The organism is Paracidovorax sp. MALMAid1276 (genome assembly GCF_049198005.1).
GTDB lineage: Bacteria > Pseudomonadota > Gammaproteobacteria > Burkholderiales > Burkholderiaceae_C > Acidovorax.
The window spans coordinates 33,999-55,741 of the sequence record NZ_JBMIRS010000259.1; the positions used below are offsets into that span (position 1 = coordinate 33,999).

The 21,743-nt window shown below is 67.9% G+C and carries 17 protein-coding genes; 8 read left to right on the top strand and 9 right to left on the bottom strand.

What is annotated here, in order from left to right:
- Positions 1 to 164: 164 nt before the first annotated feature.
- Complete coding sequence (locus tag ACOQFS_RS22040; protein WP_421564941.1) at positions 165 to 1,358, bottom strand: ABC transporter substrate-binding protein; 1,194 nt, start codon at positions 1,356 to 1,358, stop codon at positions 165 to 167.
- 236 nt (positions 1,359 to 1,594) lie between these two features.
- Between ACOQFS_RS22040 and ACOQFS_RS22045 the strand changes: the two genes are divergently transcribed.
- Positions 1,595 to 2,083, top strand: a complete 489-nt coding sequence (locus tag ACOQFS_RS22045; protein WP_421564942.1) for an acyl-CoA thioesterase — start codon at positions 1,595 to 1,597, stop codon at positions 2,081 to 2,083.
- Between the two features lie 19 nt (positions 2,084 to 2,102).
- On the opposite strand, the gene ACOQFS_RS22050 is transcribed toward ACOQFS_RS22045, so the two are convergent.
- From ACOQFS_RS22050 to ACOQFS_RS22065, 4 genes are all read right to left on the bottom strand, one after another.
- The gene (locus tag ACOQFS_RS22050) at positions 2,103 to 2,807 is read right to left on the bottom strand and encodes a methyl-accepting chemotaxis protein (protein WP_421564943.1); all 705 of its coding nucleotides are present in this window, start codon (positions 2,805 to 2,807) and stop codon (positions 2,103 to 2,105) included.
- Positions 2,808 to 3,064: 257 nt separating this feature from the next.
- Positions 3,065 to 3,847 carry an SGNH/GDSL hydrolase family protein gene (locus tag ACOQFS_RS22055; RefSeq protein WP_421564944.1) on the bottom strand — a complete coding sequence of 261 codons (783 nt, stop codon included), beginning with the start codon at positions 3,845 to 3,847 and terminating at the stop codon, positions 3,065 to 3,067.
- Positions 3,848 to 4,093: 246 nt separating this feature from the next.
- Complete coding sequence (locus tag ACOQFS_RS22060) at positions 4,094 to 5,410, bottom strand: SPOR domain-containing protein (protein WP_421564945.1); 1,317 nt, start codon at positions 5,408 to 5,410, stop codon at positions 4,094 to 4,096.
- A gap of 178 nt (positions 5,411 to 5,588) precedes the next feature.
- Entirely contained in the window at positions 5,589 to 6,584 is a 996-nt protein-coding gene (locus ACOQFS_RS22065) for a YcjF family protein (protein WP_421564946.1), read from the bottom strand.
- Positions 6,585 to 6,802: 218 nt separating this feature from the next.
- Between ACOQFS_RS22065 and ACOQFS_RS22070 the strand changes: the two genes are divergently transcribed.
- From ACOQFS_RS22070 to ACOQFS_RS22085, 4 genes are all read left to right on the top strand, one after another.
- The gene (locus ACOQFS_RS22070; protein ID WP_421564947.1) at positions 6,803 to 7,969 is read left to right on the top strand and encodes an acetyl-CoA acetyltransferase; all 1,167 of its coding nucleotides are present in this window, start codon (positions 6,803 to 6,805) and stop codon (positions 7,967 to 7,969) included.
- Positions 7,966 to 9,501: an AMP-binding protein gene (locus ACOQFS_RS22075; protein WP_421564948.1), complete on the top strand. Its 1,536-nt coding sequence runs from the start codon at positions 7,966 to 7,968 to the stop codon at positions 9,499 to 9,501. Before ACOQFS_RS22070 ends, ACOQFS_RS22075 begins: the two co-directional genes overlap by 4 nt.
- Before the next feature lie 95 nt (positions 9,502 to 9,596).
- Positions 9,597 to 10,565 (top strand): hypothetical protein, encoded by a 969-nt coding sequence (locus ACOQFS_RS22080; protein ID WP_421564949.1) that lies wholly within the window; start codon positions 9,597 to 9,599, stop codon positions 10,563 to 10,565.
- Positions 10,566 to 10,726: 161 nt separating this feature from the next.
- Positions 10,727 to 11,374, top strand: coding sequence for a DsbA family oxidoreductase (locus ACOQFS_RS22085; RefSeq protein ID WP_421564950.1), 648 nt, complete (start codon positions 10,727 to 10,729; stop codon positions 11,372 to 11,374).
- 187 nt (positions 11,375 to 11,561) lie between these two features.
- Here ACOQFS_RS22085 and ACOQFS_RS22090 read toward each other — a convergent pair whose 3' ends face one another.
- The 3 genes from ACOQFS_RS22090 to cphA (ACOQFS_RS22100) form a co-directional block, all read right to left on the bottom strand.
- Positions 11,562 to 12,083, bottom strand: coding sequence for a CreA family protein (locus ACOQFS_RS22090; RefSeq protein WP_421564951.1), 522 nt, complete (start codon positions 12,081 to 12,083; stop codon positions 11,562 to 11,564).
- On the bottom strand, positions 12,080 to 14,659 hold the full coding sequence (gene cphA / locus ACOQFS_RS22095; protein WP_421564952.1) for a cyanophycin synthetase: 2,580 nt from the start codon (positions 14,657 to 14,659) through the stop codon (positions 12,080 to 12,082). The genes ACOQFS_RS22090 and cphA (ACOQFS_RS22095) overlap by 4 nt, the downstream gene beginning before the upstream one ends.
- A 73-nt stretch (positions 14,660 to 14,732) precedes the next feature.
- Entirely contained in the window at positions 14,733 to 16,943 is a 2,211-nt protein-coding gene (gene cphA, locus ACOQFS_RS22100; protein WP_421564953.1) for a cyanophycin synthetase, read from the bottom strand.
- Between the two features lie 228 nt (positions 16,944 to 17,171).
- On the opposite strand from cphA (ACOQFS_RS22100), the gene ACOQFS_RS22105 reads away from it, so the two are divergent.
- The 3 genes from ACOQFS_RS22105 (at position 17,172) to ACOQFS_RS22115 (ending at position 20,778) form a co-directional block, all read left to right on the top strand.
- Positions 17,172 to 19,478 (top strand): ABC transporter ATP-binding protein, encoded by a 2,307-nt coding sequence (locus ACOQFS_RS22105; protein ID WP_421564954.1) that lies wholly within the window; start codon positions 17,172 to 17,174, stop codon positions 19,476 to 19,478.
- Positions 19,475 to 19,987 (top strand): DUF1854 domain-containing protein, encoded by a 513-nt coding sequence (locus ACOQFS_RS22110; RefSeq protein ID WP_421564955.1) that lies wholly within the window; start codon positions 19,475 to 19,477, stop codon positions 19,985 to 19,987. Before ACOQFS_RS22105 ends, ACOQFS_RS22110 begins: the two co-directional genes overlap by 4 nt.
- Before the next feature lie 359 nt (positions 19,988 to 20,346).
- Complete coding sequence (locus ACOQFS_RS22115; RefSeq protein WP_421564956.1) at positions 20,347 to 20,778, top strand: hypothetical protein; 432 nt, start codon at positions 20,347 to 20,349, stop codon at positions 20,776 to 20,778.
- Positions 20,779 to 21,003: 225 nt separating this feature from the next.
- Here the strand turns inward: ACOQFS_RS22115 and ACOQFS_RS22120 are convergent, their stop codons facing one another.
- Positions 21,004 to 21,489 (bottom strand): EF-hand domain-containing protein, encoded by a 486-nt coding sequence (locus tag ACOQFS_RS22120; RefSeq protein ID WP_421564957.1) that lies wholly within the window; start codon positions 21,487 to 21,489, stop codon positions 21,004 to 21,006.
- Positions 21,490 to 21,743 lie beyond the last annotated feature (254 nt).

The following is a 21,743-nucleotide window of genomic DNA, read 5'->3' on the forward strand; positions in this document are numbered from 1 at the left end:
TTTGGCATGTGGCATTTGGCATTTGGCATGTGGCATGTGGCATGTGGCATGTGGCGTGTGCCTGGCGTCAGTGGCCAGATGGTCAGACCTCAGGCGCGCACGCCAGCCGCGCAGGGCGGGACCAGCGCCCCTGGCCTGCAGGGATGCCATGCCGCCCAGCGCCGCTACTGCCGATACACCCCGCCAGACCCCACCACCGCGATATCCACAAAGCTGGACCCATGGCGGTTCTGCGGGCTGAACTGGTAGGTGTAGCCGCCCAGATCGAGCGTGCCCAGCCCTTGCATGGCCTGTACCAGGCTGGCCCGGGTCACGCCGGGGCCGGCGGCGCGCAGCGCCTCGGTGAGCACGCGGGCGTCCATGTAGCCGGTGAAGTGGTCGTAGTCGATGGCGTGGCCGTGGCGCTTCATCGATGCCTGGAAGTCGCGCGTGAGCTGCAGCGTGGGCTTGGTGGGTGATGGTCCGGTGCGCGCCACGGCCAGGCCGCGGGCATCTTCGCCCAGCGCCTTCAGCACGGCGGCGCCTGCGCCGAGCGACAGCGTGTACACCGGCACCCCCACATGGGCCCGGTTGGCACGCACAAAGGTCACCACGGGCGGCCCGGCGGCGACCAGCAGCACCGCCTGGGGCTTGAGCTCGCCCAGCTTGCGCGCGACCTCGTCCGCACCCGCGCCCGAGGGCTCCAGGCTGGCGGTGCCGGCCAGCGTGGCGCCTTCGGCGGCCAGCACTTTCTCCACCAGCGGCAGCAGCAGCTTGCCGAAGTCGTTGTTCTCATAGGCCACGCCGATGCGGGCACTCTGCACCGCCACCAGGTTGCGCACGATCTTCACCAGCTCGTCGGCGTAGCTGGCCCGCGTGGTGAACAGATAGGGGCTGGCCTGCATGCGCACGGCGGGGCTGCCGGTGTACACCGAGATGAGCGGCAGCTTGGCCTCGGCCAGATAGGGCAGCATGCCCAGCACCTGCGAAGTTCCGGCCACGCCAAACAGCGCCAGCACGCCCTCCTTGTCGCCCAGCGTGCGCGCGTTGGCGATGGCGCGCGCCGCCTCGAAGCCGTCGTCCAGCGTGACGAACCGCACCTTGCGCCCGCCGATGCCGCCCTGGGCATTCAGGTCGGCGATGGCTGCGTCCTGGCCCAGGTGGATGGGGGCGAGAAAAGGGGCCATGCCGCCCGAGAGCGCCGTGGTGCGGCCGATGAGGATGTCGCCCCGCCCGGCAGCTGCGGGTGACGAGGATGTCTGCGCGGCCACGTGGCGGCTGGCGCACGCGCTGGCGGCCAGGGCCAGCAGCAGCGCGCGCCGGCCTGGGCCTGCGGGATGGTCAAGACGGGTGATACCTGGGGCAACCGGCGACTTCATCGACACCTCCTGTCCGCAGCCGGAGGGGCCGGGATGTAACGAATGGTACGAGGCTGGTGAAGCGTCCGGCGCCGGGGTTTACGCGCAATGCGAGTCAAGCCGGTGACAGGGGTTTGCCCGAGGTTGCGGGTTGCGCGCAGGGCCTGCACGCACACCGCCCAGGCAGCGCGGGCGCGGCCTGCGGCCTGGGGTGGGGCGGGCATTTTGGGGGGTGGGCGGCCCTTAAAATTGCCCGCATGAACATCCCCTCACACCAGCTCAGCATGACGGTGCTGATGTCCCCCGACATGGCCAATTTTTCGGGCAACGTGCACGGCGGGGCCATCCTGAAGTTGCTGGACCAGGTGGCCTATTCGTGCGCCAGCCGCTATTCGGCCTGCTATGTCGTCACGCTGAGTGTGGACCAGGTGATGTTCCTGCAGCCCATCCATGTGGGCGAGCTGGTCACCTTTCTGGCCAGCATCAACTACACGGGCAGCTCGTCGATGGAAGTCGGCATCAAGGTGGTGGCCGAGAACATCCGGTCGCAGGTGGTGCGCCACGTCAACAGCTGCTTTTTCACGATGGTGGCGGTGGACGAATCGCGCAAGCCCGTGCAGGTGCCGCCGCTGTCGCCCTCTACCCCCGACGAGCGCCGCCGCTGGGAGGCCGCCCTGCTGCGCAAGGCCCTGCGCAAGGAACTGGCCGAACGCTTTGCGCAAGTGCGCGAGACCGCCGCGCCCTGATCAGCCCGCAGCCCGCAGGTCAGGCCGCGCTGCGGCTGCGCCCGGCCAGGGACACCGCCTGCAGCGACAGCCCGTCGATCTCGTTGGTGATGCCGGACAGCACGTTGGCCACCACCGCGAATTCGCGGCCGTGCTGACCGGCGCGCGCGGCCATCACCTGGGCGTTGAAGCTCACCACCTTGGCCTCGCGCGCCACGGTCTGGATCGAGGCCACGATGCCCGCCAGCTCTTTCATCAGGGTTTCGGACTGCGCCTTGCTCACCTGGTCGAACGCGGTGGTGGCCGTGTTGAGGGCGTCCAGTACGCCGTCGGTGGTTTCCACCAGGCGGGCCAGTGCGTCCTCCACGCGCGGGCTCTGGCGCTCGGCCAGATCCAGCGCCGTGCCCACCTGCTGTGCAAATGCCTCGATGGTGGCGCCCACCCCCTGGGGGCCGTGGTAGGCCTTGCGGATGATCTCGGCGCTGGTGGCATCCAGGTGGCGCGGCGTGTCCACCAGCCGCGCTTGGCTGTCGGTGAACAGCGTGAGCGAACCGCGCGCGGCCTTCAGGTGAAGGTCGCTGCCGCGTGCCGCCAGCACGGTTTGCAGCACCATGCGCTGCGACAGCATGCGCTGGCGCGCCGCCAGGTTGACGAGCGACATGCCCGCGTCGCGCGAGGGAGTCTGAGTGGAAGACGACAGCGTGGGCATGCTGGAAGTGCGTGCAGGGAGGGGGAAGGCTGCCATGGTGTTCCTTGTGCGTGTTGCATTCAGATGCATGCTTTCAAGCAATACCCGGGCCAATGTGCATGGAGCCCCGTGACCCAATGCGGTGCTGTGTTGACGGAGGCTGTGCCCGAGCAAACATGCGGCTGCGCGGAGCCGGGCACGCCTTGGAGCGCCCCGGTGGGTGCGTGTGCACGGCGCATTCCCGGCCTGCGAAGGGCGCAAGCGGGGCTGTGAATTGTCTAGTCCACTGGAGCCGATTTCTCGGCTTCAGTGGACTAGGGGTGGCCCATGCCGGCGAGCCCGCCCTGGGCCACCAGCTCGCGGTACCACTCCTCGTAGCCGGCGCTGCTCGGGTGCAGGCCGTCGGCCGCGTGCAGCTCCTTGCTGCGGGCTACAAACGGGTCTTCGCTGCGCGGACGCAGCAAGCGCACGTAGCGCACCTGCTGGCCTGAAGCCACCTGCTGCACCAGGGTGTGCAGCGTTTCGGAGCGGTGCGACATCACCCACGACAGCGGGGGCGCGAAAAAGGGCGCATGGCCCACGTCGCCACAGGGCATCATCACCACACGCTCGCCCTTCTGGCGGGCCAAAGCCACCGTGCGCTGCACCTGCGGGCGCAGCGTATCGGGCCGCGTGAAGCGGATCACGTCATTGCCGCCGGCCAGCACCAGCACCAGGTCGTAGCCGGGCTCGGCCCGCTCCAGTTGCTGCACCACGTCGGCGAACCTGGCGCCGTTGGCGGCGAGGTTGTCGATGTGCCACTGCGGATGGTGCTGGCCCATCAGGCCGGGAAGGCTTTGCGCGGGCGAAGTGGCACCAGTGCCCACCCCCGTGCTGTCGCCCACCACCAGCACACGGCGCGTGGGCTGGCGTGGGTGGGCGGTGAAGGGCTGGGCGTCGCGCGCCAGTTCGGCGGTGCTCCACAGGCGCCACGGCGCGCAGGCCGTGGTCAGCAGGGCGCCCGCCGCCAGCGCCGCAGCCAGCGCGAGGTGGCGTGTGCTGGCGCGGGGGCGGGACGAGGCGGGTGAGGGTGAAGGTGGATTGGGTCGGTGCGGCATGGTTGTGCAGCGTGCCGCGTTGGAATGCGCTGCGAAGACGGGGCAAAAACTCCGAGAACACCAGCGCAGCGGCACGCCCCGACAGCGTAGTCGCATGCGGGCGCGCCGCGTGTCGGCGCGCCGGGCGGTGGCGCGTAGGACGCTGGCGGACGCGGGCGACCCTGATGCCTGGGGATGCTCTGCACCTCCCCCTGCAGTCCGTGAAAACGCGGACTCACGAGGGATACGCGGGACATCCCTGGCGGCTCAGCGCCCCTGCCGGAAAACCACCGCGTCCAGCCCCATCGCGCGGATGGATGCGGCGGCGGCGTCGGCCTGGGCGCGGGTGTCGTAGGGGCCGGTGCGCACGCGGATGCGGCGGCCGCCTGCGCTGTTCAGCTCCTGGCGGAACGCGGGCAGGCCCTCGTTCAACAGCCGCGCCTGCGCCTTGCGGGCGTTGGCTTCGTCGGCAAACAGGCCCACGTTGATGTAGTAGCCCGGTGTGCTGCCCACCGTGGCCGGGACTTCTGCCGAGGCCTTCGGCGCTGCCGCTGCGGGCGGTGGAGGCCGCTTGGACGGCGAGGCGGGCGCGGCCGATGCCGATGCCTTCGAGGACGGGGACGCCGCAGACGTGGCGGCACGCTGCTGGGAGGCGCTTGGCGCAGTGGCCGACGGAGCGGGCGCACGCGACGCTGCAGGCGCTGCGGCGGCGGCCGGGCGGGGACTTGCCGCAGCGGCGGAGGCTGCCGCCTTGGGCGCAGGCGAGGCTGGGGCCTGGGCCGGTGTGGGCGGTGCAGCCACGGGCGGCGGGCCGGCGCCAGGGGCCGACGCCGTGCCGGCCGCAGTGGAAGGCGGAGCGGCCGACGACACGGACGCGGATGCCAACCCAGAGGCGGTGGCCCCTGCATCCGACGTGGCGGCGGCCGAAGAAGACGCAGAGGCGGGCGCCGACGCCGCCGACGCAGCGTCGGCCACCGTCACCGCGCGTTGTTCCCACGCGGGCGGGGTGAGGCCGGCCTGGGGCAGCACCAGGTAGGCCAGCACAGCGGCGGCCGCCAGCACCCCATTGGCCAGCACCACCGTGGTCAGGCGCTTGCGGGTGCTGGCCTGCTGGTCCAGCAGCGCGCAGGCCTCGGGCACTGTGCGCGACGCTGCCAGCGCGCGGGCGATGCGCCTTCGGATGTCGGCGTGCAGCAGCGCGTTGCCATACAGCCCGGGCACCGCAAAGGCGAGCAGGGCGAACGCGCCCAGCACGCCCCATTCCACGCCCTGCGGCCACTGCAGAAACGAGCGGCCCAGGCCAAACACCAGCAGCGCCAGGCCCTCGGCGGCGGCCACATACACCAGTGCCGCGCTCCACAGCTGGCGGAACACCATCCAGTTCAGCGTGCACAGGCAGGCCGCCCAGTTCCAGCTGGTGGTGGTGCGGCCGGTGGCATCAAAGCGCGCAAAGATGGGCAGGTAGCGGTCGGTGTTGACGGGGCCGAGCGCCACGCGATACAGCGCCGTCATCGCGGTGTCGGAAGGGGAGCCCAGCGACATGGCCGGGATCAGGGAGTCTGCAGGGTCCGTGGTGGCGCGCATGGCCCGATTCTGTCACGCAGCAGCGCCGCGCTGAGACGGGCCCGGTTGTGTTGCTCACGCGCAGCAAAGCTGCTGCCCCGTATTGACCGCTGAGCAGAAAAAATCTAATAAAAATCACCTTTAGCGCTTATCCAGTAAGCGCTGACAGCTATCAAATTGATAGTTTTCGATTGAGGCCTTACCTGCCCCGCACCATGGCCATGATCTGGCCGGCGTCCAGCGTGGCGGCCTTCTGCTGGATCTGCGGCAGGTATTGCGTCTGCATCTGCTTGGCAGGGCCCAGCAGGTTCTGGAAAGTTTCGCGCAGCATCGCGGTGCTCATCACCCGGCCCCCGGCGTAGTAGCGCTTGGCCACCTGGCCCAGCGCATACGTGGTGGCAAACGAAAACGCCATGCCCGTGGCCGCACCGCCTATGCGGCCGATGGTCTTGCCCGCCGCCTTGCCCAGCAGGCCGCCCAGCAGCTTGCGGCCAAACTGCTCCAGGTACTGCGAAGTCATGCCCACGCCAGCAGCGGCGATGAATTCCTTGATGTGGCCCTGGTCCAGTTCCACGCCGTGGGCCTTGCCAATGCTGTACACCATCTTCACCTGCATGGGGATGATGGCCATCGATGCCCAGGACTGCGGCAGCAGTTCCAGCGCGCCGTTGAGCAACGCGTAGTTGAGGATGGATTGGTCCAGTTCTGCGCTGGAGGCGGAAGCACCTGCCGTGGGCGTTGCCGCAGCTGCCGCTACCGCTACGCCAGCGCCAGCCATTGGGGCAACGGGCGCCGCCACCGGCACGGCCGTTTCCGCCACGTCCACCAGCGCATCGGCTTCGTGTTCGAACGCCGCCGTCTGCGGGGCGCCCAACTGCAGGGCCGATTTAAGGTTGGTCAGAAACTCCCGCTCCGCCGGGCTCTGCCGCCCGTCCACGTCGCACACGCACACCGCCATTTCATAAGCCAGCTGGCGGTGCATGGGGTCGGCCAGGCCGGCCACGGCCGACTGCACCGTGGTGCGTTTGAGCAGCACGTCCTGGTAGATGCGCGGCAGGTCGGCCATGCCCGCGTCGCTGGCCAGAGACTGCGCAATGCGGCGGATCTCGTCGCGCTCGGTGTCGTCCTTGTGGCCGTCTGCAAACGCAGCCAACAGGGCAATGGTGAGGATGGATTTTTGCTGGTCCAGGGTCATGGGTGCTGCCCGCGAGGGGATCGAGTGAGGGAGGCGTCATGGGTCGAGGCCATGACGGTGCGCAGGGACACGTGCAGTCTAGGCAAGCCACTTTCAACGCCACAGGCCGTAGGGATATGCGGAGCAGGGTTTTCCCTTGGGTAGTTCGGCGACTGTGCGGCTCCGCACGGCGTGCCTACAGTGCCGTGCATCGCTAGGAATTTTTGCGGAGCATGAACATGGGCGTTTCGATCGTGGGCTGGGCGCATCTGCCCTTTGGCCGGCTGGACGGGCTCGGCCTGGAAGACCTCATCACCCGCGCCGGGCGCGAGGCAATGCAGCATGCCGGCGTGGACGGCACGGCGGTGGACGGCGTGTGGCTGGGCAACCTGAACGGCGGCTTCACGCCCGACGTGTTCGCCTCGTCGCTGGCGTTGCAGTGCGACGACGCCCTGCGCTGGAAGCCCGCCACGCGGCTGGAGAACGCCTGCGCGTCGGGCTCGGCGGCGGTGTATGCGGCGTGTGATGCCATCGAGGCCGGCCGCACCCGCGTGGCCCTCGTCATCGGTGCCGAGAAGATGACGGCGGTGTCTGGCGCAGAGACCACGCGCATCCTGGGCGACTGCGGATATTCGGGCGAGGCGGGCAACCCGCCCGGCGGTTTTCCGGGCATCTTTGCTTCCATTGCCCGCGACTACTTCGCGGCGCACGGCGACCATTCGGCCACCCTGGCGCGCATCGCCGCCAAGAACCACGCCAACGGCGCGCTCAACCCCTGGGCCCATATGCGCAAGGACCTGGGTTTCGAGTTCTGCAACACCGTGTCCGAGCGCAACCCGATGATTGCCGACCCGCTGCGCAAGACCGACTGCTCGCTGGTGTCCGACGGCGCTGCGGCGCTAATCCTGGCGGCCGACGATGCAGCGGGCGATTTTCCGCGCGCCGTGCGCTTTCGCGCCCGTGCCCAGGTCAACGACTACCTGCCCATGGCCCGCCGCCGCGTGGTCGGCTTTGAAGGCCCCCGGCGCGCCTGGCAGCAGGCGCTGCAGCAGGCCGGCTGCGCGGTGCACGACCTCTCGCTGGCCGAAGTGCACGACTGCTTCACCATTGCCGAACTGCTGACCTACGAGGCCATGGGCCTGGCGCCCGCCGGCCAGGGCCATCGCGTGCTGGACGACGGCACGGTGCAGCGCGGCGGCCGTTTGCCCGTCAACGCCTCGGGCGGGCTCAAGGCCAAGGGCCACCCCATCGGGGCCACGGGCGTGTCCATGCACGTGGTGTCTGCCATGCAGCTGGTGGGCGAGGCGGGCGACCTGCAGGTGCCGGGCGCCGCGCTGGCGGGCGTGTTCAACATGGGAGGCTCGGCCGTGGCCAACTACGTGAGCGTGCTGGAGCGCGCACGATGAACATCGCCCACCTGCTGCGCCGCAGCGCGCAGCTGCACGCCCACCAGCCCGCCGTGTTGCACGGCAGCGAGCCGCTGTGGACCTACGCCCAGCTGGGCACCCGCACCGCCGCGCTGGCGGGCTACCTGCGCACGCAGTGCGGCATCTCCCCCGGTGACCGCGTGGCCATCTACGCCGCCAACGCGCCCGAATATCTGGAAGCCCTGCACGCCATCGTCTGGGCCGGTGGCGTGTCGGTGCCCGTCAACTACAAGCTGCACGCCAAGGAGCTGGCCTACGTGCTGGAGAACTCCGGCGCACGCACGGTGCTCGTCTCCCAGGCGCTGGCCGCCACCGCACGCGAGGCCGGTGGCCCAGAGTCTGCGCTGCTGGTGCTGGGTTCGCCCGCCTACGCGCAGGCCGTGGCCCACGCGCCCATCGACGTATGCGACCGCGCGCCGAACGACGTGGCCTCGCTGTTCTACACATCGGGCACCACCGGCCGCCCCAAGGGCGTGATGCAGACCCACCGCAACCTGCTGGCCATGACGGCCTGCTACTTCACGGATGTGGACGACGTGCTGCCCGGCGACGCCATGGTCTACGCCGCACCCATGTCGCACGGCGCAGGCCTCTACAACTACGCCCAGGTGCTGCGCGGCGGGCGGCATGTGGTGCCGCTGTCGGGCGGCTTCGAGCCTGCCGAGCTGGTGCAGCTGGCGGCATCGGTGGGCCAGCTCACGCTGTTTGCCGCACCCACCATGGTGCACCGCCTGGTGGACCACGTGCGCGCCACGGGTGCGGATGTGAGCGGCTTCAAGACCATCGTCTACGGCGGCGGCCCCATGTACGCCGACGATCTGCGCAACGCCCTGGCCGTGATGGGCAACCGTTTTGCGCAGATCTACGGCCAGGGCGAAAGCCCCATGACCATCACCGCCCTGTCGCGCGCCCAGCTGGCCGACCGCAACCACCCGCGCTGGGCCGAGCGCATGGCGTCCGTCGGCGTGGCGCAGTCGCTGGTGGAGGTGCGCGTGGTCGACGCTCAAGGGCAGAGCGTGCCCACCGGCGAAACCGGCGAGGTGGTGGTGCGCGGCGACACGGTGATGCCCGGCTACTGGAACCACCCCGAGGCCACGGCGCAGACGCTGCGCGATGGCTGGCTCTGCACAGGCGATATGGGCGCGCTGGATGCCGACGGCTTTCTCACGCTGAAAGACCGGTCCAAGGACGTGATCATCTCCGGCGGCAGCAACATCTATCCGCGCGAGGTGGAAGAGGTGCTGCTGCTCCACCCCCAGGTGCGCGAGGCGGCCGTGGTGGGCCAGCGCGATGCCGAATGGGGCGAGGTGGTGGTGGCCTACCTGGTGGCGGGCGAGGACGGGGCGGTGGGCGATGCGGTGCTGGAGGCACTGTGCCTCGAGCACATTGCGCGGTTCAAGCGGCCAAAGGAATACCGGTGGGTGGAGGCGCTGCCGAAGAACGCCTATGGGAAAGTGTTGAAGACTGAGTTGCGGGGGATGGGGATGGTGGCGTCTAAACTGGACGGTTAATTTCGGCCAGAAGCAGGCGTCGGTGCAAGTAGCTCCCGTACAAGAGGACGCATTGCCCGACCGACTCATAATGGTCAATCTCTAGGGAAGCCAAGATGACTGCCGAAAACTTGAAGCCGAATGCACTCTTGGACGCAGAGGATGCCTGCGTACTACCGCCTGATCATCCGATTCCCGCGGAACTCCTTCGTCGCTACTCAGTCGAGCGCGATCCGTTCGCCGAGCAAGACATTGCCGACTATGTCCATAGTCAAGCTCGTGACGAAGTCGTCAGTCATGTAGAGCGAGTAAAGCGCGAGGTCGTGATGGGCGACCCCTATGAGATATGGGACGTGACTACTGACCAAGGCAGGTGGTGGGTCGTCACGAACCCAACGAACCTATATTCGCAGCAGCACTTTCCAAGCTTGGACTACACCCTTTCGTTCCATGTTGGACTGATGGCGAGAGTTCGCAGCCGCTCCGGCTCGCCCGATGGGAACGACCCGACACCCTTCGACGAGGTCTTGAGAAGATTCGAGCAAGCGGGCGAGCGTTTTGGGCACGCAATTGAAGTTGAGGACTTGCAGACAATCGGAATGCTTCTACGTGAGGGATTGATCTCGCTCACTACCGCAGTGCACCGAAGGGTTGTCTTGCCTCAAGACGTGGAAGTTCCGCAAATCGCCAACTTCGTTGCCTGGTCGGATGCGCTATTGAATGTCCTTTGCGGCGGCGGAAGTAACGAGCGTCTACGCCAGTACCTCAAGAGCCACGCGAAAGAAACATGGCAGCTCGTGAACTGGCTAACGCACTCACGGAGTGCGGACCGAGTTTCAACGGAGATTGCGATAGGTGGCTGCGAGGCCACGCTTCGCACGTTCATCCAACTTCTCGGACGCCTGAGAACGGGAGGAGCAGAAGAGTGCCCCTCTTGTCGCTCACGAAATATCCGAACCTTCTTCGACATCGACATTCCGCCAGATGGCGATTACTTTCTCAGCTGCGGTGCGTGCGACTGGCACAACCATCCGGGTCTCCCAATGGACTCCGGTAGCGGAGAGGTTCAGGACGGCCAATCGTGAGCTGTTTCCTGTAGTCGCCGTGCGCATTACTCCGCGTGGGATGCCTCTGGCAACATGTCCGCGTTGGGCCGAAATCCCCCTTCGCTGCACCATTAAGCCCGCCATCCCCACGGTTAACCCACCCCGCCTACCATGCGGTCTTTGCCCGCAGGAACCCTCCCATGCCCACCACCCTCAAAATCGATTTCGTCTCCGATGTCTCCTGCCCCTGGTGCATCATCGGCCTCAAGGCGCTGGAGCAGGCGGCGGACCGGCTGCAGGGCGAAGTCGCGCTGGACCTGCATTTCCAGCCGTTTGAGCTGAACCCGCAGATGGGCCCGGAGGGGCAGGAGATCAACGAGCATCTGCACGAAAAGTATGGTTCCACGCCCGAACAGCTGGAACGCACGCGCGAGGCGATTGCAGCGCGCGGCGCCGAGTTGGGCTTCACCTTTGGCAAGGGCAAGCGCAGCCGCATCTACAACACGTTTGACGCCCACCGGCTGCTGCACTGGGCCGAAGAAAAGGGCCTGCAGCCCGCGCTGAAGAAAGCGCTGTTCAAGGCCTATTTCACCGACGGGCAGGACCCGAGCAACCACGAGGTGCTGGTGCAGGTGGCAGGCGAGGTGGGGCTGGATGGGGCCGAGGCGCGCGAGGTGTTGGCCTCGGGCCGCTATGCCGACGAGGTGCGTGAGCGGGAGCAGTTCTATCTGCAGCACGGCATCCATTCGGTGCCGGCCATCATCGTGAACGAGCGGCACCTGATCCAGGGCGGGCAGCCCGTCGAGGTGTTCGAGCAGGCGCTGCGGCAGTTGGCCAGCCAGGCTTGAATACTATCAATTTGATAGCTGTTGGCGCTTGATGGATAAGCGCTGAAGGCAATTTTCATGCAAAAAACAAAAGGGGCCTTGGCCCCGTTTTGCTTTTGATGCCCGGCCTTGTCAGCCCGTCGCCAGTCCGTGCGTCCGTCCGAGCGCCAGTCCGTGCGTTCGATTGCTCGTTCGTCCGCTGAAGGGTTCACTTGCGCAGCGGGATGGCCGTGGCGCGGTCGACCGGCACGGCGGTCACGCTGTTCTGGGGCGATCCGTCGATGAGCTTTTCGGAGTACGTGAGGTAGACCAGCGCGTTGCGCGCCGGGTCGACCATGCGCACGATGCGCAGGCGCTTGAACAGGATGGACATGCGTTCGCTGAACACTTCTTCCTGCTTCTTGAGCGGCTCGGGGAAGCTGATGGGCCCCACCTGGCGGCAGGCGATGGAGGCTTCGGCGCGGTCCTCGGCCAGGCCCAGCGTGCCCTTGATGCCGCCCACGCGGGCGCGCGAGACGTAGCAGGTCACGCCCTGCACCCCGGGGTCGTCGTAGGCCTCCACGATGATGTCGTGGTCGCGGCCGATCCACTGGAAGGCGGTGTCCACGGAACCGATCTTTTCGCCGGCGGCGTGGGCCGCCAGGCCCGTCAGCGCCAGGGTGGCCGCCAGGGCCGCACGGGTGGCGGGCCGAAGCGGCCGTTGCAGCAGCAGTGGCAGGGTCCGGGTCATGCTGTGGCCTCGCCTTCGGTGCAGCGCTGGGCCAGGTGGGCCAGGGCTTCTTCCACCTGGTCCACCAGCACCAGGCACAGGTCGCCGGGCTGCAGGCGTGCCAGCGCGGTGTCGATGGCGATGAACTCGCCGCGAATTTCCTCGACATGGGTGGTGCGCGGCGCACCGGCCAGGCCCTCGCGCAGCAGGTTCATCACCTCGCCATCGGCGCGGCCACGCTGGGCGGCGTCCTGGTACAGGATGACCTCGTCGAACGCGGCGCCCAGAATGACGGTCTGCTCGCGGATGTCTTCGTCGCGGCGGTCGCCCGCGCCGCTGATGACCACGCTGCGGCGCTTGGCGGGCAGGGCGTCCACGGCCTGCACCAGGGCGCGCATGGCGTCGGGGTTGTGGCCGTAGTCGGCGATCACGGTGGCACCCCGGTAGTCCATGATGTTGAAGCGGCCGGGGGCGTTGTCGCTGTCGTTGACGAAGCCCGACAGGCCGCGGCGGATGGTCTGCCACGGCATGTCCACGCCCCAGGCGGCAGCCACGGCGGCCATCACGTTCTCGACCTGGAAGCCGATCTTGCCGTTGCGCGTGATCGGCACGTCGCGCAGCTGGATGGTCTCGCGCCACGAGCCTTCGGACGCCACGATGGTCTCGCCATCCACATACACGGTGCGGTGGCCCTGGGCGCGGTGCGTGGCCATCACGGGGTGGTGGCGGTCCAGCGCAAAGTAGATGATCTTGCCCGGGCAGGACGGCGCCATGGCGGCCACCACAGGGTCGGCGGCGTTGAGCACGCCATAGCCGGTGGGCGCCACGTTCTGCACGATCACGCGCTTGACCACGGCGAGGTCTTCCACGGTGTCGATGTAGTTCATGCCCAGGTGGTCGCCCGCGCCGATGTTGGTAACCACGGCCACCGAGCAGCGGTCAAAGCCCAGGCCTTCGCGCAGGATGCCGCCGCGCGCGGTCTCGAACACGGCAGCGTCCACCTCGGGGTGCAGCAGCACGTTGCGGGCGCTCTTGGGGCCGCTGCAGTCGCCGCTGTCGATCTGCCGGCCGTTCACATACACGCCGTCGGTGTTGGTCATGCCCACGCGCAGGCCCTGGGCCGTGAACAGGTGGGCGATGAGGCGCGCGGTGGTGGTCTTGCCGTTGGTGCCGGTCACGGCCACGGTGGGGATGCGGCCGTCGTCGCCCGAGGCATACAGCTTGTCGACCATGGCCTGGCCCACGTTGCGCGGCTTGCCATAGCTGGGTGCCAGGTGCATGCGCAGGCCGGGGGCGGCGTTCACTTCGACAAAGCCGCCGCCTTGCTCTTCCAGCGGGCGCAGCACGGTCTCGGCCACCATGTCCACGCCGCAGATGTGCAGGCCCACCATCTGGGCCGCGGCCACGGCGCGCGCGGCCACTTCGGGGTGCACGTCGTCGGTTACGTCGGTGGCGGTGCCGCCGGTGGACAGGTTGGCGTTGTTGCGCAGGATGACGCGCTGGCCCTTGGCGGGCACGGCGTCGGGCGTGAGTTCTTGCACGGCCAGGCGGGCGATGGCGATGTCGTCGAGCCGGATCTTGGTGAGGGACGTGGCATGGCCTTCGCCCCGGCGCGGGTCGAGGTTGACGAGCTCGACCAGCTCGCGCACCGTGTGCTGGCCGTCGCCCAGCACCTGGGGCGGCTCGCGGCGCGCGGCGGCCACCAACTGGTCGCCCACCACCAGCAGGCGGAAGTCATGGCCGGGCAGAAAGCGCTCGACCATCACGGTGCCGTACTCGGCGGCGTTGCGGTAGGCTTCTTCGAGCTGGGGGCGGTCGGTGATGTTCACCGTCACGCCCTTGCCCTGGTTGCCGTCCTGGGGCTTGACCACCACGGGCAGGCCCACCTGCAGCGCCACGTTCCAGGCTTCTGCCACGGTCTCCACGGGTTTGCCCAGCGGCACCGGCACGCCGGCGGCGTGCAGCAGGCGTTTGGTCAGGTCCTTGTCCTGGCCGATGGATTCGGCCACGGCGCTGGTGGAGTCGACCTCGGCCGCCTGGATGCGGCGCTGCCGCGAGCCCCAGCCAAACTGCACCAGGCTGCCGCGCGTGAGGCGGCGGTAAGGAATGCCGCGCGCCACGGCGGCTTCGACGATGGAGCCGGTGCTGGGGCCCAGGCGCTCGTCTTCGTCCAGCTCGCGCAGCTCGGCGATCACGGCGTCGGCATCGAAGCTGCCGCTGCCCTGCGCGGCGGCGATGAGTTGCTGCGCATATTCAAACGCCTTGCGGCCCACGGTTTCCTCGCTGTATTCGACGATGACCTGGTACACGCCTGCGTCGCGCGTGGCGGCGGTGCGGGCAAACGTGACCGGGCAGCCCGCCTGGGCCTGCAGGGCCAGTGCGGCAGCCTGCAGCACATGGGCCAGCGAGACGTCGGTGTCGCCGCCCTCGGGGTGCAGCACGCCGACGGCGGGGAAGAGGGCGCGCAGCCGCGCTTCGAAGCCATCGATCTGCGCCATCGCGCGTTCGGATTCAGCGCAGGACACAACGGCCTCGATGGCCATGTGGCGGCTCCACAGGTTGGGGCCGCGCAGGGCCCGGGTGCGGGATACATCCATGGGTGTCTTTCTGGGGTCGGTCTGTCGATTCAGTGCGTGCCGTGGTGCCGGGGCTTGTTCCGTTGGCAGCAGATCACGTGGGCAGCCCCACGGGGGCGGGCAGGTCGGGCTCAAAGGTCTTGATGCCGGCGCCGATCAGGTCCGGCGCGATGTCGAGCGCCCATGCGGCGCCGATGGCGGCCAGCAGCGCATCGGTGTCGGGCGCCACGGCGTTGCGCCCGAAGGTCAGGTCGGCCAGCGCGCCCAGCACGTGCTCGGCGCTGCCCGTGGCCAGCACTACGCGGCCGTTCTTCACGAACACGGCGCGGCCGTTGTCGGTGGCGCGGTGCTCGGCGATCACGGGCAGCGTACCGTCCTGCGCGTACAGCACCACGGCGCCGTCCGACAGCGGGGCCAGGTCGGCCACCTGCGCAATGGCCGCGTTGAGCACGGCGGCGCCTTCCGACAGCACCACGTCCACTTGCGTGCGCATGACCTTGGTCATCTGGTCCTGCTCGTGCACGTCGAACTCGGCCAGCGTCTGCACGCCGTCCATGTCGGTCACCACGCCCACCAGGCAGCGGTCATAGGCCAGGCCGTCGCGCAGGATGGTGCGTGCGTTGCTTTCGATGACGGCGGCCTGCACCATCTTGTTCATCAGCAGGCGGTGCGATGCTTCCCAGTGCGCACAGTCGGCCGTGTCCACGCAGCGGCGGTCCAGGAACAGGCCCTCGCTGCAGGCCAGGCCCGTGTGGTGCCCGCCCAGGTGCAGCAGCCAGCCCACCAGCCGGGTGACGGTGGAGGTGTTGCGCGTACCGGCCACGCCCACCAGCGGAATGCGGCCCGCCTGGCCGGCATCGTCGCTGTCGTCGCTGGGGAACAGGTGTTCGACGATCGCCTGGCCCACGGGGCGGGGAGCGCCCACGGCGGGTTTCAGGTGCATGAGCAGGCCGGGGCCGGCGTTCACTTCCACGATCGCGCCGCCCTGCGTGTGCAAAGGCTTGGAGATGTCCTGCGCCACCATGTCGATGCCGGCGATGTCCAGGCCCACCACCTTGGCCGCCAGCTGGGCGATGTAGGCCACTTCGGGGTGCACGTCGTCCGTGCAGTCCACGGCCACGTTGCCGTTGCGCTCAATGACGACCTGTCGGCCGGCGGCGGGCACTGCGTCTGCGTCAAGGTCCTGGCGCTGCAGTTCAAGCTGCACCTTGGAGTTGGTCGCGATGTCGATGATCTCCAGCGGGTACTCCTCCTCATAACCGCGACGCGGGTCGGCGTTGAGCTGGCTGTCGATGAGCTCCTTCACGGTGTTGCGCCCATTGCCCGTGATGCTGACCACCTCGCCCCGTGCGGCGGCCACCACCTTGCCGCCCACCACCAGAAGGCGGTGTTCGTCGCCCGGAATGAAGCGCTCGACCATCACATCGCTGCCCTCGGGGTAGGCCACGTGGTAGGCGGCCTCGATGTCTTCCTGCTTGCGCAGGTCCAGCGTCACGCCGCGGCCGTGGTTGCCGTCGGAGGGCTTGACCACCACGGGCAGGCCAATGTCCTGTGCGGCTTCCCAGGCTTCTTCCGGACTGTTGACGACTTGCCCTTCGGGAATGGGGACGCCGCACGACTTGAGCAGCGTCTTGGTCAGATCCTTGTCGCTGGCGATGCCTTCGGCGATGGCACTGGTGTATTCGGTCTCGGCCGTCCAGATGCGGCGCTGGCTGGCGCCATAGCCCAGCTGCACCAGGTTGCCGTCGTTCAGGCGGATGTGGGGAATGCCCCGGTCGGTGGCGGCGGTGACGATGCAGGCCGTGCTGGGGCCGAGGTACTGGTCGTCCACCTCGGTGCGCACGCGGGCCACGGCAGCGGCCACGTCAAAGGGCTCGTCGTTGATGGCCGCCATGATGAGTGCGTGGCCCTGGGCCAGCGCCACGCGCGCCACGCTTTCGTCGCGCGCACGGAACACCATGCGGTACACGCCGCGCTGGGAGGTAGAGCGCGTCTGCCCAAAGCCCGTGGGCATGCCGGCCAGGTTGAGCAGCTCGATCACGATGTGCTCGAGCACATGGCCGCACCAGGTGCCTTCTTCCAGCCGCTGCAGGAAGCCGCCGCGCTCGCCCACGCCGCAGTGGTGCTCGATGAGGGCGGGCAGCCATGCGGTGAGGCGGTCGTTGAAGCCGGGCAGGCTGTGCGAGGGGTGGTCCTCCAGATCGCCCAGATCAAGCCAGACTTCCAGCACGGGGCGGTAGGTCCAGATGTTGGGTCCCCGCAGGTAATTGATGCGAAGCAGTTGGATATCGTTGAATTTCGCCATGGATTGCAGCGGTAGGGTGGCCTGCGCCGGTCAGCGCCAATGCCGTGGAAGAAGTCGCCGGAGATTGTGCGCCAGACGGAGGCGTTCCGGCAGATGTCAGCCGAAAACCGGGCTTTGGCGTTAGGGGCGGATGCCCTGCGGCATGGGATGCAGGACGGATCGGGGAGAATTCGCGTTTGCGCGGACCGGGCCGGCACCCGCCGCTGTGGGCGGTATAACCAACCAATAATGCAACATCACCATTCTGTGGACGCCTCGGGTGTCTTTGCCAGCCCCCAGGGGGCTGATCTGCGGGCCATGCTCGCACCCCAAGAGAACGTGCTGGCCGCACTGCAGGTTGACCTGAGCGCCGCACTGCGGTTTGCCGAGGGCTGGGTGGTGGTGACCTCGGAGCGTCTGCTGGCCTGCGACGCCGGCACCACGGCATGGCGCGCCTGGCCCCTGGGCCATGGCCTGGCGCTGCGCCTGCATGACCACGGCGGAGTCGGGGCGCTGGAACTGCACAGCCCCGCGGCGCGGGAGGCGCTGTGGCGCTTCACGCTGGCCCATCATCCGCAAGCACTGCGGCTTGTGCAGCGCTTCGAGCAGCAGACGGCCCTGGGCGCTGGCAACGCGGCCAGCGATGACGACGAGCCGGTGTGCCCCGCCTGCCACACCCCGCTGCCACCCGATACGGAAGAATGCCCTGCCTGCGCGCGCGCGCAGCCCCCGCAGACGTCGACCTGGGTGCTGCTGCGCCTGTGGCGCTTTGCCCGGCCGTATCGCAAGCAGCTGGCCGCAGGCTTTGCGCTCACGCTGGCATCCACCGCCGCCACGCTGGTGCCGCCCTACCTCACCATTCCGCTGATGGACGACATCCTGATTCCGTTCCAGAACGGGCAGAAGATCGACCCATCGCTGGTGATGCTGTACCTGGGCGGCCTTCTGCTGTCAGCCCTGCTGGCCTGGGGGCTGAGCTGGGCGCGCACCTACATTCTGGCCCTGGTGTCCGAGCGCATCGGCGCCGATTTGCGCACCACCACCTATGAGCACCTGCTGCGGCTGTCGCTCGACTACTTTGGTGGCAAGCGCACGGGCGACCTGATGGCGCGCATCGGGTCGGAGACCGACCGCATCAACGTGTTCCTCTCGCTGCATGCGCTCGACTTCGTCACCGACGTGCTGATGATCGTCATGACGGCGGCCATCCTGTTCTCCATCAACCCCTGGCTGGCGCTGGTCACCCTGGTGCCGCTGCCCTTCATCGGCTGGATGATCCACACCGTGCGCGACCGCCTGCGCACCGGGTTCGAGAAGATCGACCGCGTCTGGGGCGAGGTGACCAACGTGCTGGCCGACACCATCCCGGGCATCCGCGTGGTGAAGGCCTTCGCGCAGGAGAAGCGCGAAGCCAAGCGCTTCCGCGACGCCAACCAGCACAACCTGGAAGTCAACGACAAGCTCAACAAGACCTGGAGCCTGTTCACGCCCACCGTCTCGCTGCTCACCGAAATCGGGCTGCTGGTGGTGTGGGGCTTCGGCATCTGGCTGGTGTCGCAAAGCCAGATCACCGTGGGCGTGCTCACCGCCTTCATCGCCTACATCGGGCGGTTCTACGGCCGGCTCGACTCGATGAGCCGCATCGTGTCGGTCACGCAGAAGGCCGCGGCCGGCGCCAAGCGCATCTTTGACATCCTGGACCATGTGAGCAATGTGCCCGACCCCGCCCAGCCCGTGCAGGTGGACAAGGTGCAAGGCGCCATCAGCATGCAGGGGGTGGGGTTCCGATACGGCAGCCGCGCGGTGATCAAGCGGCTGGACCTGGACATCCGCCCTGGCGAGATGATCGGCCTGGTGGGCCACAGCGGCTCGGGCAAGAGCACGCTGGTCAACCTGATCAGCCGCTTCTACGACGTGAGCGACGGCTCCATCCAGGTCGACGGCATCGACATCCGCCGCTTTGCCGTGGCCGACTACCGCCGCCATATTGGCCTGGTGCTGCAGGAGCCCTTCCTGTTCTTCGGCACCATTGCTGAGAACATCGCCTACGGCAAGCCCGAGGCCACGCGCGAGGAGATCGTCGCGGCGGCCCGCGCCGCGCACGCCCACGAGTTCATCCTGCGCCTGCCGCACGGCTATGACTCGCTGGTGGGCGAGCGCGGCCAGGGCCTTTCGGGCGGCGAGCGCCAGCGCATCTCGATTGCGCGCGCGCTGCTGATCGACCCGCGCATCCTGATCCTGGACGAGGCCACCTCGGCCGTGGACACCGAGACGGAAAAGGAGATCCAGAAGGCGCTGGACAACCTGGTGCAGGGCCGCACGACGATTGCGATCGCGCACCGCCTGTCCACCCTGCGCAAGGCCGACCGGCTGGTGGTGATGGACCGTGGCGAAGTGGTGGAAGTGGGGCCGCACGACGCCCTGATGGACAAGCAGGGTGCCTATTGGCGCCTGTATGAAGCCCAGGCGCGCCGCGCCGAAGAAGATGCGCAGGCCGCGGGCGTCATCATCGACAGCAGCCTGCTGCACCCGGCCCACCCTGCTGGCAACCCATGAATGCTTTCGCCATGACCGACGCCGCTTCTTCGCCCGCAGTTCCATCCTCGTTCCAGCTTGAGCGCAACGCCCACGGCCGCCTGGTGCTGACGCTGCCTGACGCCACGGTGCACGAGGGCGTGACGCCTGTGCGCGCCTTTCCCATCGCAGCGCCCGGCGAGGGGCTCTCGCTGGTCGGCACCGACGGGCACGAACTGCTGTGGGTGCCGCAACTCGACGCACTCGCAGGCCCCGCGCGCCAGCTGATCGAGGAAGAGCTGCAGGCGCGCGAGTTCGTGCCTGCCATCGAAAAGATCGTTGCCGTTTCCAGCTTTTCCACCCCCAGCACCTGGCAGGTGGAGACCGACCGGGGCCCGGCGCGCCTCGTGCTCAAGGGCGAAGAAGACATCCGGCGCCTGGGCAGCCGCACCCATCTGCTGATCGCTGCGGACGGCGGCCTGCAGTTCCGCGTGCGCGACACCCAGGCGCTGGACCGCCAGTCCCGCAAGCTTCTCGAACGCTTTCTTTAAGCGTTCTGACGCTCGGCGCCCCGCACGGCATTGCGCGCGGCGCTGCTGGTATCCGTCGTTTGTGCGGATTTGCGGCCGCGGGTGCAACTTGAAAACCACAGCTCTGCGGTTGTGCGTCATTCCACGCGGCGTTGTTTGAATGCACCCACAGGTTCAATGGGCCGCGTCGAGGCGGAATTGGTGCGGTCTGACAGTGGTTTTCTGGGCGAATTGCTGGCCAAAGGTCAGTGAAAACCCTTAAATTCAGCCAATCCCGCAAAAAGACCTAAATTTCCCCTTCTTTTTGCCGTTATGGAGTACGAAGACGCTGAAAAAGCGTCCACATTCCACCCCTTTCATCCACCCACAGGGCCGCTGCCATGCAAATGCCACCTGTCGATCGATCGCCAAATTGGCGTCCTCAGGGCGCTGATTTGTATTCCACTGGCGCCTCGGGTGCGCCACCGGTTCGGCCTGTCAATGCGGCCAACCCTGTCGAGTCCATGGACCGCCTGGGCGACGGTGCCATCGTGAAGACGCCCGAGAAGCCTTCGGCACCGGACACGCAGAACCGCGACTGGACCGAAGTGAAGAAGAAGGAGACGGTGGAAGAGCCGCCGGAACCCCCGAAAGAGCCCTTGTACAAGCAGTTGCTGGAGTTCATCCAGTCCATGTGGCGGGCCAGCGGCAGCGCCATCGAGGCGGCCCAGGAAGTCAACAAGATGACCCTGCAGGAGCGCCTGGCCCAGCAGGCCAAGAACGAACCCTTGACCTATACCGACCCCAAGGTCAAGCGCACGGGCGGCCTGTGATGGCGCTTGCGCTGCGCCGGTGAGCCCGCAGTTCGGCATGCCTGCCGGGGCACAGTATCAAACGGTCAAACGGTTTGATTGCTGCAAAAATGATAGCTAAATGGGGTTGATGGATAAGCGCTGAGGGCGTTTTTTATCCCATTTTCAACGGCGCGTCGCGCTGCAGGGGGGTGGGCCAAGTTCTCGTAGCGCCCTTCCCGATGGCTGACACACCAGGCCATCTGGCTATTGGCGAGACGCGGCGGGCGCGGCGCCTACGCTTGCGTTTCCACTTCGTCCCGTGCTTCCCGTGCCTTCCGCAGCTTGCTCTGCCTTCTGTCGGTCGCGCTCGGCGCGGTACTTGGCGGCAAAGGCCCGCACCTCCTCATACGACACATAGCCGTCTCCATCGGTGTCGGCATCGTCGAACGCGGCGGCCAGGCGCGGAAAGAGCTTCACTTCCGCGCGGCTCAGCTTGCCGTCGCTGTTGAAGTCGAGCATCTTGAACTCGCGCTGCGCCTTGATCTCGCCCTTGGTGAGCCCCGGCTCTCCGGAGGCGACGGCCGGGGGCGTGCCCGGGGCCTGCGCCGCAGAGGGGTGGGCGCCGCCGCCTGCGGGCGCCTGGGCCACGGCGGCGGCGCTGGCCAGCGCCAGCGCCCCTCCCAGCAAAACCCAGCGTGCGGTCGGGGCTCTGCCGGTGCGAGGGTGCATCGGACGTTCAGAGGGGGTCATGGGCAAGGCGAGGGCTCGTGGGATCATGGGCATGCAGGGCAGTGATGCTGGCACAGGTGGGCGCGCACCGGCGCATTTGCAAGGCGGGCGTTGCAGGCTTTCACCGCCCGTTGCATGCGTTTGCAATGCGTTGCAGCCGCTGCTCCTTCTGCCACGCAGACTCCTAGGGATGTCCTGCATAACTCCCTGCGGTCCGTGATAGCGCGGGCTCGGGCGGTCCGCTGCGTTGCTTTTCTTGCCAATAGCCGGGCTAT